The sequence below is a fragment of the Wolbachia endosymbiont (group A) of Lypha dubia genome, assembly GCF_964028575.1.
In the GTDB taxonomy this organism is placed as follows: Bacteria; Pseudomonadota; Alphaproteobacteria; order Rickettsiales; family Anaplasmataceae; genus Wolbachia; species Wolbachia pipientis.
This window is the reverse complement of record NZ_OZ034796.1, coordinates 1,412,401-1,427,060: the sequence shown is the minus strand read 5'-3', so window position 1 is coordinate 1,427,060 and position 14,660 is coordinate 1,412,401. Positions and strand designations below refer to the sequence as shown.

At 36.2% G+C, this 14,660-nt stretch carries 16 protein-coding genes; 10 read left to right on the top strand and 6 right to left on the bottom strand.

Annotated features, from left to right (window positions below):
* Positions 1-2: 2 nt before the first annotated feature.
* The 3 genes from ABWU72_RS07180 to folD are packed head-to-tail and all read left to right on the top strand — an operon-like array spanning position 3 to position 1,699.
* Positions 3-269: a DUF2312 domain-containing protein gene (locus ABWU72_RS07180; protein ID WP_010082293.1), complete on the top strand. Its 267-nt coding sequence runs from the start codon at positions 3-5 to the stop codon at positions 267-269.
* Positions 262-837 (top strand): UbiX family flavin prenyltransferase, encoded by a 576-nt coding sequence (locus ABWU72_RS07175; RefSeq protein ID WP_038249916.1) that lies wholly within the window; start codon positions 262-264, stop codon positions 835-837. The genes ABWU72_RS07180 and ABWU72_RS07175 overlap by 8 nt, the downstream gene beginning before the upstream one ends.
* Entirely contained in the window at positions 821-1,699 is an 879-nt protein-coding gene (gene folD, locus ABWU72_RS07170) for a bifunctional methylenetetrahydrofolate dehydrogenase/methenyltetrahydrofolate cyclohydrolase FolD (protein ID WP_155968464.1), read from the top strand. Before ABWU72_RS07175 ends, folD begins: the two co-directional genes overlap by 17 nt.
* A 523-nt stretch (positions 1,700-2,222) precedes the next feature.
* On the opposite strand, the gene ABWU72_RS07165 is transcribed toward folD, so the two are convergent.
* From ABWU72_RS07165 to ABWU72_RS07150, 4 genes are all read right to left on the bottom strand, one after another.
* Positions 2,223-2,387, bottom strand: coding sequence for an IS3 family transposase (locus ABWU72_RS07165; RefSeq protein WP_141456809.1), 165 nt, complete (start codon positions 2,385-2,387; stop codon positions 2,223-2,225).
* The gene (locus ABWU72_RS07160) at positions 2,380-2,541 is read right to left on the bottom strand and encodes a DDE-type integrase/transposase/recombinase (RefSeq protein ID WP_153296788.1); all 162 of its coding nucleotides are present in this window, start codon (positions 2,539-2,541) and stop codon (positions 2,380-2,382) included. Before ABWU72_RS07160 ends, ABWU72_RS07165 begins: the two co-directional genes overlap by 8 nt.
* Before the next feature lie 3 nt (positions 2,542-2,544).
* Positions 2,545-2,892 carry an IS3 family transposase gene (locus ABWU72_RS07155; RefSeq protein WP_082246251.1) on the bottom strand — a complete coding sequence of 116 codons (348 nt, stop codon included), beginning with the start codon at positions 2,890-2,892 and terminating at the stop codon, positions 2,545-2,547.
* 71 nt (positions 2,893-2,963) lie between these two features.
* Complete coding sequence (locus ABWU72_RS07150; protein ID WP_007548709.1) at positions 2,964-3,257, bottom strand: transposase; 294 nt, start codon at positions 3,255-3,257, stop codon at positions 2,964-2,966.
* 270 nt (positions 3,258-3,527) lie between these two features.
* On the opposite strand from ABWU72_RS07150, the gene ABWU72_RS07145 reads away from it, so the two are divergent.
* From ABWU72_RS07145 to ABWU72_RS07135, 3 genes are all read left to right on the top strand, one after another.
* Positions 3,528-3,869: a hypothetical protein gene (locus tag ABWU72_RS07145; RefSeq protein ID WP_174516136.1), complete on the top strand. Its 342-nt coding sequence runs from the start codon at positions 3,528-3,530 to the stop codon at positions 3,867-3,869.
* A 39-nt stretch (positions 3,870-3,908) separates the two neighbouring features.
* Positions 3,909-4,550: a fructose-6-phosphate aldolase gene (fsa, locus tag ABWU72_RS07140; RefSeq protein WP_155968460.1), complete on the top strand. Its 642-nt coding sequence runs from the start codon at positions 3,909-3,911 to the stop codon at positions 4,548-4,550.
* A 336-nt stretch (positions 4,551-4,886) separates the two neighbouring features.
* A complete protein-coding gene (locus ABWU72_RS07135; protein ID WP_155968458.1) occupies positions 4,887-6,020 on the top strand; it encodes an ankyrin repeat domain-containing protein in 1,134 nt (377 codons plus the stop codon).
* A 3-nt stretch (positions 6,021-6,023) separates the two neighbouring features.
* On the opposite strand, the gene secA is transcribed toward ABWU72_RS07135, so the two are convergent.
* Positions 6,024-8,684, bottom strand: a complete 2,661-nt coding sequence (gene secA / locus ABWU72_RS07130; protein ID WP_155968456.1) for a preprotein translocase subunit SecA — start codon at positions 8,682-8,684, stop codon at positions 6,024-6,026.
* A gap of 237 nt (positions 8,685-8,921) precedes the next feature.
* Here secA and ABWU72_RS07125 point away from each other — a divergent pair, with 237 nt between their 5' ends.
* The 4 genes from ABWU72_RS07125 to ABWU72_RS07110 all read left to right on the top strand — a co-directional run bounded on the left by ABWU72_RS07125 (position 8,922) and on the right by ABWU72_RS07110 (position 13,235).
* On the top strand, positions 8,922-9,578 hold the full coding sequence (locus ABWU72_RS07125) for a hypothetical protein (protein ID WP_353284006.1): 657 nt from the start codon (positions 8,922-8,924) through the stop codon (positions 9,576-9,578).
* A gap of 48 nt (positions 9,579-9,626) precedes the next feature.
* Positions 9,627-9,974: an IS630 transposase-related protein gene (locus tag ABWU72_RS07120; RefSeq protein WP_155968342.1), complete on the top strand. Its 348-nt coding sequence runs from the start codon at positions 9,627-9,629 to the stop codon at positions 9,972-9,974.
* Between the two features lie 19 nt (positions 9,975-9,993).
* Positions 9,994-10,485: an IS630 family transposase gene (locus tag ABWU72_RS07115; protein WP_155968340.1), complete on the top strand. Its 492-nt coding sequence runs from the start codon at positions 9,994-9,996 to the stop codon at positions 10,483-10,485.
* A gap of 101 nt (positions 10,486-10,586) precedes the next feature.
* Positions 10,587-13,235, top strand: coding sequence for a tetratricopeptide repeat protein (locus ABWU72_RS07110; protein WP_353284005.1), 2,649 nt, complete (start codon positions 10,587-10,589; stop codon positions 13,233-13,235).
* A 40-nt stretch (positions 13,236-13,275) separates the two neighbouring features.
* On the opposite strand, the gene odhB is transcribed toward ABWU72_RS07110, so the two are convergent.
* Entirely contained in the window at positions 13,276-14,448 is a 1,173-nt protein-coding gene (odhB, locus tag ABWU72_RS07105) for a 2-oxoglutarate dehydrogenase complex dihydrolipoyllysine-residue succinyltransferase (protein WP_155968569.1), read from the bottom strand.
* Positions 14,449-14,660 lie beyond the last annotated feature (212 nt).

Sequence of the window (14,660 nt, the reverse complement as noted above, 5' to 3'; positions counted from 1 at the left end):
TCATGGAAGATACAGTAAAAATAACGGCTGAAGAGTTGAAGGGTTACATAGAGAGAATCGAAAAACTTGAACAAGAAAAGAGGGATGTGCAAGATCACATTCGTGATGTATATGCAAAAGCCGCAGATGAAGGTTGGGATATAAAAGTGATGAAACAAATTATTAGGCTGAGGAAGATGGATGATGATGACAGAGAGGAACAAGAAATATTGCTTGATACCTATAAACGTGCATTGGGAATGAGCTACGAAGAAGAGTTAAGTGAATAGCAGAATTGTAATTGGAATAAGTGGAGCATCTGGTTCTATTTACGGTGTGCGTATTTTAGAAGCGTTGAAAGACGTCGATTATGAAACTCATTTAGTGATAAGTCGTGCTGGGAAAATAACTTTAGCTCACGAGATTAAAGAAAAACTTGAAGATATTACATCGCTTGCAGATTTTTACTATTCTGAAGAAAAGATTGGAGAAAAAATAGCAAGCGGCTCATTTAAAACCTCAGGGATGATTGTAGCACCATGCTCTATGAAGACAATGTCTGAAATCGCATCAGGTGTTACTTCCAATCTATTGACAAGGACTGCAGATGTAACGCTAAAAGAAAGAAGAAAGTTAGTTCTTATGGTGCGAGAGTCACCACTGCATCTTGGGCATTTACAAAATATGTTAAAATTAACGGAGATGGGAGCAATTATTGCTCCACCAGTGCCTGCTTTTTATATTAAACCGAAATCGTTGGATGATATTATTAATCATTCTGTTGGCAAAGTATTGGATTTATTTGATATCAAATTACCCGACTTTAAGGAGTGGCAAGGAAGTGACAATTATTATTGATGGTAAAAAAATAGCAAACGACCTATGTGAGAGGCTATCACAAAAAATTGATATTTTAAAGAGAGAGTATAACATTTTTCCTTGCCTGAAAGTAATTCTCGTGGGCAGCAATCCAGCAAGTCAGGTTTATGTTCGCAACAAACAGAAAAAAGCAGAATCAATAGGCATAAGTTCTGAGACCATTGTTTTGCCTGATAATATTTCAGAAGATGAATTAATTGAAAAAATCAATGAATTAAATGAAGATCCATCTGTGCATGGCATTTTAGTGCAATTGCCTTTACCAAATCATATTAGTGCAAGCAGAGTAATTAACACAGTAAGTGTTGAAAAAGATGTAGATGGCTTTCATGATGAAAACGTTGGCAAATTAGTTAAAGGTGAAAAAAACTGCCTTATACCTTGCACTCCTAAAGGTTCTTTGCATTTAATTAAGTCAATTGAAGAGAACCTTTCCGGTAAAAACGCAGTGGTAATTGGTAGGTCAAATATCGTGGGCAAGCCAATGTTTTACCTGCTATTGCAAGAAAACTGCACTGTCACCATCTTGCATTCACAAAGCAAGGATTTAGCTGAATATTGCTCTAAAGCGGATATAGTAGTTGCAGCAGTCGGAAAGCCAAATTTTGTTCAAGCAGACTGGATAAAGAAAGGTGCAATAGTGATCGATGTTGGCATAAATAGCGTTAACGTAGGAAAGCTTGTAGGTGATGTTGACTTTGAGGGAATAAAAGGGAAAGCCAAAGCTATGACCCCAGTACCCGGGGGCGTTGGCCCAATGACCATTGCATTTCTAATGATGAACACTGTTATTGCTGCTTGCTTGCAAAAGGGAGTTGATGCTTCTGATTTCATTAGTTGAGGTATGAAGAGGAAAGCTATATGAAGATAGAATGTACCATATCACAATTAATAAAAAATTGAGATTTTTGAAATTCCTCAGTAGTCAAATTTATTAAATATTTAGGATCATCATCTATTCTTTTTTCTCTACAAGTATAGCTAAAGTGGCTTAGGTTTACCTACAATTTGAAAAACAACAAATTCGTCATTCCGCTACTCGTTAGCGGAATCTATGCTGAGATACCGCGGCGGTATGACGTAGGGAAACCTTTCTTGGGTTAGCTATAGTTAGTGGAATTGCAAAGTTTCTAGGCATAAAAAGCTTTGAACCTAATATATGAGCCAAACTTGATTTTCCAACCGTAGATACACCTGTAATAAAAATAATAGTCTTCATTTTGTGAATTTACTTGCTATATGAACTATCGGAGAAATTTTTTTATAGTTTATAGTATCTGACCTTACCCAGAAAAAGTGGAGAGAAAGTTTGGAATGTTTTTCACAAAGAGAATGATGAATCAAAATGCTCAGGAATGCAATAGTTAATAGTGACGTTGTTTGTTATAAAAAATTTCTATATATTCAAATATAGCAGTTTTGATATGCTGTTTAGAGTGCCGAGAGGTGTCTATTGGTAACTCCCTTTTTAGAGAACTGAAGAAGCTTTCCACAACAGAATTGTCGTAACAACAGCCTTTATTACTCATCTATATTCTTTACAGCTAAGAGATATTGATACCCTTGCGCAGTATATTGTGAACCTTGGTCACTGTGCAGCAGTAGATTTTTAACAGGTTTACGCCTATTAATGGCCATTAATAAAGAGTCCATAACCAATTGTTTATTTATTGAACTGCTCATTAACTACCATACGTGAGAATTATTGCTGCCAAATATAGCCATCCCTCCTTGGTTTTGATGTAAGTAATCCCATACTTTATTTGGTTGATCAACAATAAAGTTTTGATCTAGTATATTGGGAGCTACAGCTCTATTATCTGTTTGTTGTTTTTTAATTTTAAACTTTCTTCTCAGTATAGCCCTGATGTCATTTTTCTGCATAATACTTTGCACCGTTTTCAAATTGCAACTTTTACCCAAAGCCTTCAATTCAGCATGAATTTTAGGAGCTCCATATCTACATTTAGAAACTTGATATATTTTTTGAATAGCTTCGAGTAGCTCTTTATTTGCTGATTCTCTACTGCTTATTTTTCTTGTGGTCCACTTATAGTAGCCACTAGCAGAAAATCCTACATAATTCCTGTACTTTATAGCAGTTACTATATAAAAAAATATTTTACTCTTTTTGACTGGCCAGGGCTTTTTTTTAAATGTCTCTTTCCCTTGTTACTCTTGCTTTGTAAATCAAACCTCTCTTTGTCATAAGGTGCTACATCTGGAAATGCATTTGCCGCTGACTTTTTTTCGTTATATTTCTTCATCCATTTTCCTAATACACTATCCCTTATTCCTAGATCTCTTGCTACTTTTGCAACTGGTTGACCTACCTTTCTTTGTTCATTTGCCAGCTTAACAGCTTCCAATTTGAATTCTGCCGTATATTCTCTTACCATTTCTAATCCTCCAAAATTTTATTTTACCCGAAAAAACTCCTTTCTTTCTCTCCACTTTTTCTGGGTAAGGTCAATATACCAGTGCCGAAAATAGTTGACAAAGATTGTGTATACTTATTACAATTGTTTGGGTACCAGAAGTTTTTACGGCAACAAAGTATGCACTAACTATAAGTAAGGAAGACTTTAAGCAGGCAATAAAAAAAATGAAGTAACGTTTAAAAGAGATTAAAGGAGAGAAGAAAAAGGTAAAAGGGAATACGGCAGAAAATGAATCTTATTACAAATAGCATAAAGGGCTTTTATTCTAGTGTTAAATCGGACCTAGATTGGCAAGCCAAACGTAGTCTTATTAGGACATTAGTAAAAGAAGTCAACATTGATCTTGATAAAGTAGATGTAGTATTTAAGATCAAAGAACTTGAAAACCCCGCCCAGAATGGACAAAATCAAAAGATGGTACATTGTCTAAGGGGTCTGGGCACTGGGATGACATCTTTTTTCTTGGTACAAATTACTCTTATGTCTCAATATTTGTACAGTTGTGTTATCGGCCATTTGATGTTTACAACGCAGGAAGTTCATACGGTTGTAAGTCAAGCGGTAGGATGACAAGATTTTGCAAGGGTATTTTTTTTATAGGAGATTAATATGGAAATTTTTCTTGATAGCGTTGATTTAAATGAAATTAAAGAACTAAAGGAGTTCATTGACGGCATAACAACTAATCCTTCTTTAATAGCAAAGTCCGGGCGTAAAGATAAATACGAGGATTTAGTGCGTGAAATATGCTCTATTATAAAAGGGCCTGTTAGTGTTGAAGTTGTTGCAGATAGCCATGAAGAGATGATCACAGAAGGTCTGAATTTAGCAAAAATTGCTGATAATGTTGTGATCAAATTACCTCTTATACATGAAGGATTAATTTCTTGTAAAAAGTTATGGACAGAGCATAAAATACCTGTTAACATCACATTATGTTTTTCTCCTGGACAAGCACTTCTTGCCGCTAAGGTCGGTGCTTGTTTTATTTCCCCCTTTGTTGGTCGCCTTGATGATATAAGCTATGATGGCTTATCGCTAATAGAAGATATATGTACTATATATTCTAATTACGGTTTTGATACTAAAGTTCTTGTTGCATCAGTGAGAAGCCCAGCGCATGTAATAGAAGCTGCAAGGCTTGGTGCTGATTCAATTACTGTGCCAGCAAAAGTACTTAGACAATTAATTAATCACCCACTTACTGACCAAGGGCTAGCAATATTTGAAAAAGACTGGGGTGTAAAATAATAAACGGTTACAAATGAACATAAAAATTGGCGTATCCGTTCAGGCAATGGCGTCAACTTAAGAGCCTTCATTAGCAAACTCTCCTAAAGACATGATGGCGTTTGCTACCTTATTGCGGCTGCCCTGGTCGAATTTTAACTTTATAGCTAACCCAAGAAAGGTTTCCCTACATCATACCGCCGAGGCGCTAACGAGTAGCGGAATGACGAATTTGTTGTTTTTCAAATTGTAGGTAAACCTAAAGCTATAGAAAAAAAGAAGAACCAGTTTCTTAGGTTTTCATTGACATAATCCACTTCATATGCCATAATAAAATTTTATATCTTGGAGAAAAAAATGCAGGGGTTAGGTCAAATACTAATAGCAGTCAATTGTAGCCAAAACCTGAACAAGGATAATATAGCCGATAAAATAAAAGCTGAAATAGAGGCTAAGTCCAATGAAAGAAATTTAGGAACTATAGAAAAATTTCTTAAACGGTGGGAAAAAAATAATTTTGATCTAAAGAAATTTCCATGTGGTGATTTACTACAATTCGCAGCTAAATTTAATTGTGCAAAATTAGCAGAGCATTTGGTGGCAAATGGTTTTGATATTAATGACGGCTTTCCTTTGCATTGTGCTGCTCAGCACGGACATACACAAGTAGCGGAAATCTTACTTGCAGAAAAAGCAGACGTTAGCATGCAGGACCGAAAGGGATTCACTCCCTTAGATTATGCTGTTCACCTTGGGAATAAGATAGAAATGGTAAGGCTTCTGTTAAGGGCAGGAGCTACTAATGTACAAAATGGATGTGGATTTACTCCTTTGCATCATACTGCTGAGTGTGGATATGTACAAATGGTGGAAATCCTACTAAAAGAAGGAAGGACAGATGTTAATGCGCAAGATAAAAAAGGAAGAACTCCTTTGCATTATGCTGCCAGACATGGGCACACACAAGTAGTAGAAGTTTTGCTAGAAAAAGGAGCAGATGTTAATCTACAAGGCAAAGATGGAAAAACTCCTTTGCATTATACTGCTGAGAACGGGTATACACAAATAGCAGAGGCTCTATTAAAAGGAGGGGCAGGTGTTGATGTACAAGATAAAGACGGAAGGACTCCTTTATATTATGCTGTTTATTACACTCATGGTGAATATCCAAGACTAAATTATCAACATCCAAAAGTAGCAAAACTTCTACTAAATTATGGTGCAGATCCATCATTTATTCATAGACCTAAAGCTATAACAGCAGGAATTACTGTTGGTGTTATATCTGCTGTTGTAGTTCCACTAGTACTTGCCTATGCCACTGCATTACCTGCACTAGCAATAATTGGAATTACTGTAGCATCTGCACTGATAGTTGGTAGTATTACCTATGGAGTTACATATAAGTCATCAGAGTATTCATTAAACAGTAAGCTAAGTGAGGTTAGCTGCAGTAATGTTGATGGAAATAAACAAACTGTACAACCATAATTATTAATTCACCACAGTAACCGCGCCGTGGCAGTGTTTGTACTTCTTTCCAGAATTACAAGGGCACTTGTCGTTTCTTGAGACTTTGGGAAGTCTGCTATTTCTAGCAGAATGTAACCTATTGCCTATCTCTTGGTTATCTGCCAACTTAAAGTGCGCTAGGCGGTGAATGGTGAGTTCCTTCCATTTTTCAAGCATTGACTCAAACATCAAGAAAGCTTCGCGTTTAAATTCATTCAGTGGATCTTTCTGCCCCATGGCACGTAGGCTTATGCTTTGTCTTAGGCTCTCTAGAACTGAAAGGTGTTCCCTCCATAAATGATCAAGTGTCATTATCATCATTTGCTTCACGATCGTATTCCACAAATCTGTAGTGTGCTGACTGTTGAAATATTTTTCTTTCTCAGTAAAAAATTCTTGTATCTTATCATTTATATAATCCAAAGCTTCTTGTTTGTTTAAAAACTTTGCTAAATCTTCTTTATCAAGCGTTATTCCATACCTTGTATGGAATTCTTTGACTATATCTTCAATATAATCCTCATAATAGCCACTTTGGACTATACCTTCTATTACGCTCTCATTTACTTCGCTATATACTTCAAGTAAATCATTAATTTCGTTGCCTAAGATATTGTTTCTCTGCTTAAAAATAACTTTACGTTGGTTATTGATTACGTCATCAAACTTAAGTAGAGATTTCCGCACGTCATAGTTTCTAGCTTCAACTTTCTTTTGCGCTTTCTCAAGTGCCTTATTGATCCATGGATGATGAATAGCTTCGTTATTCTTTAACCCTACTTTTTGTAAAAAGCTTCTCATTCTATCAGAACCAAATATTCTCATTAGGTCATCTTCGAGCGATAAAAAGAACTTAGAAAGTCCAGGATCACCCTGACGGCCAGAACGGCCACGTAATTGATCATCTATTCTCCTGCTTTCATGTCTTTCGGTTCCAACCACACATAAACCACCAGCTTTTATAGCAATTTCCTTATCTTTTTTTACTCTTTCAACTATTTCTTGATATTTTTTTTCTCTTTCATCAGCATTTTTTATCTTCTTTAGCTCCACCTTTGCGATCATTTCAGCATTTCCACCAAGCTGAATATCAGTTCCACGTCCTGCCATGTTAGTTGCTATAGTGACACTACCTGGCACCCCAGCTTGCGCTATTATGTACGCCTCTTGTTCATGATAACGAGCATTCAATACTGAATGCTTAAGAGAATGGCTTTGCAAAAGCGCAGAAAGCTTCTCAGAGTTTTCGATGCTCACCGTGCCAACAAGGACCGGTTGAAGGCGTTTGTGGCATTCTTCTATAAACTTCAATACAGCATTAAATTTTTCCTTTTCTGTACCGTAAATTTCATCATCAATATCAACTCTTTTTACAGATACATTGGTTGGAATTTTTACTACATTTAATCTGTATATATCACGAAACTCTTCTGCCTCTGTTGCTGCTGTTCCAGTCATTCCGGAAAGTTTATTGTACATACGAAAGTAATTCTGAAATGTGACCGATGCTAAAGTTTGGTTTTCATGCTGAATTTCAAGATTCTCCTTCGCTTCAAGTGCCTGATGAAGACCATCGGAATATCTCCTGCCCTCCATCATACGCCCAGTAAATTCATCAATAATCACTACCTTTCCATCTTTCACTATATAATCTTTATCAGCAGTGAACAGCTTATGTGCACGTAATGCTTGGTCCATATAATGAGTCATTATCATGCTGTCAGTATCATAGAGCGAGGAATTTTCAGGAATGAGATTGTATGATCTTAGTAGTTCCTCCACTCGTGAAATACCATCTTCAGTCAAGAATACCGTTCTACCTTTTTCATCTACTTCATAATCAGAGTCAACTAATTTGGTTACTATTTTATTGATATGCTTATATATCTGATTGTTTTCCTCAACCGGGCCAGAAATAATAAGCGGAGTGCGAGCTTCATCAATGAGTATTGAGTCCACTTCATCAACTATTCCGTAGTGAAAGCCTCTCTGAACCATGTCTTCTTGAGAAAATTTCATATTGTCTCGCAGGTAATCAAAGGCAAGCTCGTTATTTGTGGAATACACGATATCTGCACTGTAAGCCTCTTTCCTCTCTTCGTCTGTCAAGTTATTCGTAATAAACGCAACAGAAACCCCAAGAGAATTATATAATTTGCTCATCCACTCTGTGTCTCGTTTTGCAAGGTAGTCATTAACAGTTACGACGTGTACGCCTTTCCCTTCTAAGGAATTTAGATATGCTGCTAAAGTTGCAACGAGTGTCTTTCCCTCTCCTGTTTTCATTTCTGATATCATACCATTGTGGAGCACCATTCCACCAATCAGTTGAACATCAAAGTGCCTCATGTTAAGAAACCTTCGAGAGGCTTCACGCACAACTGCAAATGCAGGTACGAGAAGATCATTTAACGTTTTCCCATTTTTCAATTCTTGTTTGAATTCTTCAGTTTTACCAGCAAGCTCCTCATCAGATAAACTCTGCATTTCTGTTTCTAATGCATTTATTTGCTGAACAATTTTCCTAAAGGATTTTATTATCTTCTTGTTTGTGGAACCAAATATCTTTCTTATAAAAAAGAATGACAACGTAAAAATGAAAAATATAAGAATGGCTGTCAAAATTAGCGGAGAATCTAGCATAAACTTAAGTAACGTCTTATTTAATATGAGATTATATTACTAAATGCAGCCTACAGCAATTACATATTAGATTCGGGGAATCCTTATTCATATACTAAGGTAATAAACAAAGGAACACTTCCAACCCTGTTCTTGCAGGCACTGTTATTGAAATATTAAAGAATCTGTTGCATTATCTTAGGCACTTGGTGACTTTAATTTTTTATAGAAAGAAGTTATTCGTAGGTTTAGTAGGGTATGAATGTAGAAAATAAACAGTCTGAAATACTTAGTAATCGTATATTTAAGAAGAGAGATGGCACATCAACAGGTGATCATGGTTGCAAGTATGAAGTAAAATTATTAATGCTGTATCTACTTTATGGGTTAAGTAGTAAAATTGACTTTTGGTTAGCATCAAACATAGAAGGTTTTGGAGCCTTTGATGATATTTTTTTTGAGTATAAAGATCAGAAGAACAAATCGAGAATTATCTTGGTTCAAGCTAAACACCGTAACGACCCTAGTTCATCAGCGAATATTACTTTTGAAGATTTGTTTATTGATGGAAACAATAGAAAGCGACAGAAAGAGGATTTCGGGTTAAACAAATATTTTGAATCTCATCCTGAGATTAAGCAAAACCCTGAGTATAAGAACAGTGATATTACACTTGTCATTCATGCTAATGTTAATGTGAACTTAAAAAAAGGTACAGAAAAGCAAGGCAAAGTAGAAACATTAGAGGAGTATCTGGAAGAGTCAAAGTTAACAGATGATAACATTTTAAGTATTTATGAAGGTCACAGAGGAACGTGCTACAAAATAAAAAATCATATTGAACTGAAAAAATACTTCAGTTGCGGCAGTGAAGATGAAATAGAAGATTTTTTACTTAGAATAAGGTTTGTATAGTACTTCCCAAAGTAAATGATAAAGGTATAATAAGCTATTTGAGTTATAATGGCGTATAGTGTGGATTTAAGGGAAAGGGCAGTATCGATGATAGAAAAAGGGAAGTCAAAGGTTGAGGTGGCAGAGCTTTTGGAGATAGGAATAGCAACTCTGTACCGCTGGTTAAGAAAGAAAGCCGCTGGTGAAAGCCTAAGGCCATCGAAAAACGGCAGCTTTATTCGAAAAATAGACCCAAAAATACTCGAAGAATATGTTAAAAAGAATCCAGATCATACGCTGGCAGAGATGAAACAAAATCTTGGATTTGGAATAAATTCAATTTGGTATAGGCTGAAACAGCTAAGAATTACTTTAAAAAAAAGTTACACTATATCAAGAGCGCAATCAAGAAGATAGGCAGCGATTTACCGATAAAATCTCAAAAATAGACCATTCCAGCATCTTATATATAGATGAAGCAGGAGTTGATAATAGGTTATACCGAGAGTATGGACGTGCTCCAATAGGAAAGAAAATTTATGCAGATATTCCAGGAAGAAAACGAGAGAGAATCAGTATAATAGGCGGGTGGATTGGAAAGAGATTTATTGCACCAATGACTTTCAAAGGTGGGTGTGACAAAGAGGTATTCAATACATGGTTAGAGAAGATGTTATTACCTAAATTGCCACATGGTACTACAATAGTTATGGACAATGCCACATTCCATAAAACTCCCAAAACAAAGGAGTTAATAGATAATGCTAGATGCCGTTTGCTCTATCTACCAACATATTCACCAGATTTGAACCCTATAGAGCATTGTTGGAATACCATCAAAAGCCGCCTCAGACCTTTAATGCATAAATATACAGACTTACAACTTTTGGTTGGTAATACCATAATGGAAATTTATCATTCATTTTAGAAAATACTATAGTTAATCAACCTAATCATTCAAAATTAGATGATATTATTAAGAAAGAAATAGGGAGTATATACAAAATATCAGGCAAGAAAAACATTGACATGGTTTTTGACTTTGCACGCGGGAAGGTAGAAAAATGGTGGGAACAACAGGGTAGCGAAGTTTCTTATCTAACAAGAAAAGACAATTATTTTAAGGAAGCCATAGAACATCTTTATAGTCTCAAACTTAAGGAAGATCTACCTGAATTTTGGCAAGTCCCTCTTCGAAATTATAACTTTGTCGGCAGAGAAGCGCTGCTAGATAAAATAGAAGAATGCCTGAAAGCTAATGATACAGCAACACTAGTTGCTTGTCATGGAATAGGTGGAATAGGTAAAACACAATTAGCATTAGAATTTATTTGGAGTAAGCTCCAAAAATATAGATGGATAATTTGGCTTGATACACGAGATAGAAATACTTTAATTAACGAGTACATCAAGTTAGGACGTGGACTAAACGTTATTCATGGTTACAGAGAAAACGTTCGTGAAGAAGATCACGCCAAGCATGTTAAGTATTGGCTAGAACACCCTGAACGTGCTGGGTGGCTACTGATATGCGATAACGCTCCTAACTACAAAGATATAGCAGATTTACTTCCTATAGAAGGAGGAAAGATATTATTAACTTCTCGTTATACATTTGGCTGGCCACAACCACAGAACACTATTTCTGTTGATGTTTTTGAACCTGGAGAATCAAGGAGCTACATTTGTAAGATACTAGAAGTGGAAGGAACAAAGCTAGATATAATTCAAGTGGATGCATTAGCAAAGACATTAGGTCATTTACCTTTAGCCCAAGCAAGCGCTTATATAAAGAAAACAGGTATAAATATTTCAGACTATTTGAAATTATATAACGATAGAAAACGAGCTTTATTATCTGATGAAACATTGCTTGAAACATTTCCAGCCGACGCTAATAGAGAGACTGCAGCAATAGTGTATGTTACATGGGACATCACAGTAGAAGCAATAAAAAAAGAATCCTTATTGGCAGCTAACTGGCTTACTGCTTGTGCTTACTTAGATGGTAGTCCTATTCCTCAATCTTTACTAGAAATCTTTGCTGATAATCAAGAAAATAATCCTTCCTTAGAAACTTTCCATGAAGCGTTTGGAATATTAATAAGTTACTCCATGTTAACTACCAAAAAAGATCATAGTATGTTAATACACAGCTTGGTTCAAGAAGTTATAAGGCTAAAGTCAGAGAAAAGTGGAAAAACTAAAGAAGACATAAAGACTGTTTTTCAACTATTACAAAAGGGTTTTCCTTACCACAGTGATAAACTAGAAGATTATGCTAAGAAACGACAATTATTACCACATTTAGAAGCATTTTTATCACACATGGATAATTTGCTAGAAAAAAATTCTTCAGAAAAGCAAACAATAGAAAAGGATTATCTTTTAGATTTGTTAATGTGGATTAATGATGGATACTCTGATTTAGGTAACCCTAAAAGACAAAAGGAGTTGATCGAATGGATTTTACCTATTCTTCAGAGGCATTTTATCCCTGATTATGAAATTGCTACACTGCTGGTAAGTCTTGGTATTGCTTATAATGCTTTAGACAATCCTCGGAACGCAAAAGAGTTGTTTGAATGGGCTTTACCTATTCTTGAGAAATATTATGGTTCTGATTGTCCTAAAGTTGCTGTTGCACTGACAAACCTTGGTAACGCTTATGAGGATTCGGGTAATCCTCATAAAGCAAAAAAGTTGTTTGAATGGGCTTTACCTATTTTTGAGAAACATTATGGCTCTGATCATCCTAAAGTTGCTGTCATACTGACAAACCTTGGCCACGCTTATGAGAATTTAGATAATCCCCGGAGAGCAAAAAAGTTGTTTGAGCAAGCTTTAGCAATTCAAGAGAAACATTATGGACTTGATCATTTCGAAGTTGCTAAACTACGGGCAAACCTCGGTCTTGTTTGTTATGCTTTGGGTGATCTTCAGAAAGCAAAGGAGCTGTCTGAACGGGCTTTACCTATTTTTGAGAAACATTACGGTCCTGACCATCTTGAATTTGCTAAACTGTTGTCAAACTTAGGTGTCATTTATGGGGGTCTAGGTTATCATAAGAAAAGAAAGAGGTTACTTGAACGGGCTTTAGCAATCAAAAGGAAACATTACAGGTCTGACCATTTCGAAGTTGCTATACTGCTGGTAAATCTTGGTATTGCTCATAATGCTTTAGGTAGTTCTCAGAAAGCAAGAGAGTTGCTTGAACGTGCTTTACCTATTTTTGAAAAACACTATGGCCCTGATCACCCGGAAGTTGCTAAACTACTGGTAACCCTTGGCATTACTTATGGCATTTTAGGTAAACATAAGAAAAATCAAGAGTTGCTTAAACGGGCTTTACCTGTTTTTAAGAAACATTATGGCCCTGATCATCCAGAAATTGCTATTATACTAATAAGCCTCGGCATCTCTCATGGGGACTTAGGTGACCACGAGAAACAAAAGGAGCTGTTTGAACAGGCCTTGCCTATTCTTGAAAAACATTATGGCCCTGATCACCCGGAAGTTGCTACACTACTGATAAACCTAAGCGACGCCTATGGTGCTCTAGGTAACCATAAGAAACAAAAGGAGTTGTTTGCACGGGCTTCATCCATCTTTAAGAAACATTATGGCCCTGATCATCCGGAAGTTGCTAAACTGCTGGCAGAGCTAGATGATATTTAGGCTTTTAGCAACACTAGATTAATAATCACTTATTTTATAATCACACTTCCAAAACTAACCTGTTTGGATCTTCTATATAATTTTTTATTTTAACGAGGAAAGTTACTGCTCCTTTGCCGTCAACTATTCTGTGGTCGTAAGAGAGGGCAATGTACATCATAGGTCTGATCTCAATTGAGTTGCCCACAGCAACTGGCCTGTTTTGTATTGAATGCATTCCAAGTATTCCAGATTGCGGAGGATTTATTATCGGAGTGGAAAGAAGCGAACCGTATACTCCGCCGTTTGAGATGGTAAATGTTGCACCTTCCATTTCTGATACTTGTAATTTACCCTCGCGAGCTTTTTTGCCAAGAGCAACTAAAGTCAACTCAATTTCTGCAAATGACATCTGATCGGCACTCCGAATAACAGGTACAACAAGGCCTTTGTCAGTGCCAACAGCAACACCTATGTCATAGTAATGTTTATATATGATTTCATCGCCTGAGATTTCAGCGTTAATTTCAGGAATCTCTTTCAGTGCTTGCACCGCTGCCTTTATAAAAAACGACATAAAACCAAGTTTTATTCCATATTTTTTTTCAAAGGCGTCCTTATATTTCGCTCTTAGATCCATGACATTTTTCATGTCAATTTCATTGAACGTGGTCAGTATCGCAGCAGTATTTTGCGACGCTTTCAAACGAGCGGCAATTACTTGCCTTATTTTGCTCATTTTTACTCGTTCCTCTCTTTGCTCTCCACTTACTATACTTTTTGGCAATTCATATTGTTTTATTGCAGGCTGTTCTGCTTTGTTCATATGGCCTATCACATCTGCTTTTGTTATTCTGCCTCCCATGCCAGTTCCTTTGACGCTTTCTGCACTGATTGCATTTTCTTCCATAATTTTACGAGCTGATGGAGCATCTTTTTTAGCAGCACTTTCGCTTTTATCTTCTTTTCTCGCTTCCTCTTTTACTTCTCCCACGGAAAGCTTCGCTAACAATTGATCAGGACTTATTACATCATCTTCCTTTACAAGAAATTCAGTTATTTGCCCCGAAGCTTCTGCAGTTAATTCGAGTGCTGTTTTGTCAGTTTCAATTTCAAAGATCAAGTCATCTACTTTTACTGCTTCTCCAATACCCTTCTTTATTTTTACTATACCTTCCGTAACTGACTCACCACCAAGAGTTTTTGGTGCTCTGATTTCTATAATTTTGCTCATAAAACAACTTCCGTATAAAACTTTCTATAGATTTATACATGAAAAGAGACATGTAATAAACTAATAAATTCATTGAGGCTCTTATCATTTAGAAGTGGACAACAACTCCCAAATGTCATTCCAGCGTGTGACACTAAGTCATAAAAATTCCTTGACAAGCCTCGCCAGCTCCCTTATCATGAAAACGAAGCTATTTATTTATCTTCTCTGTA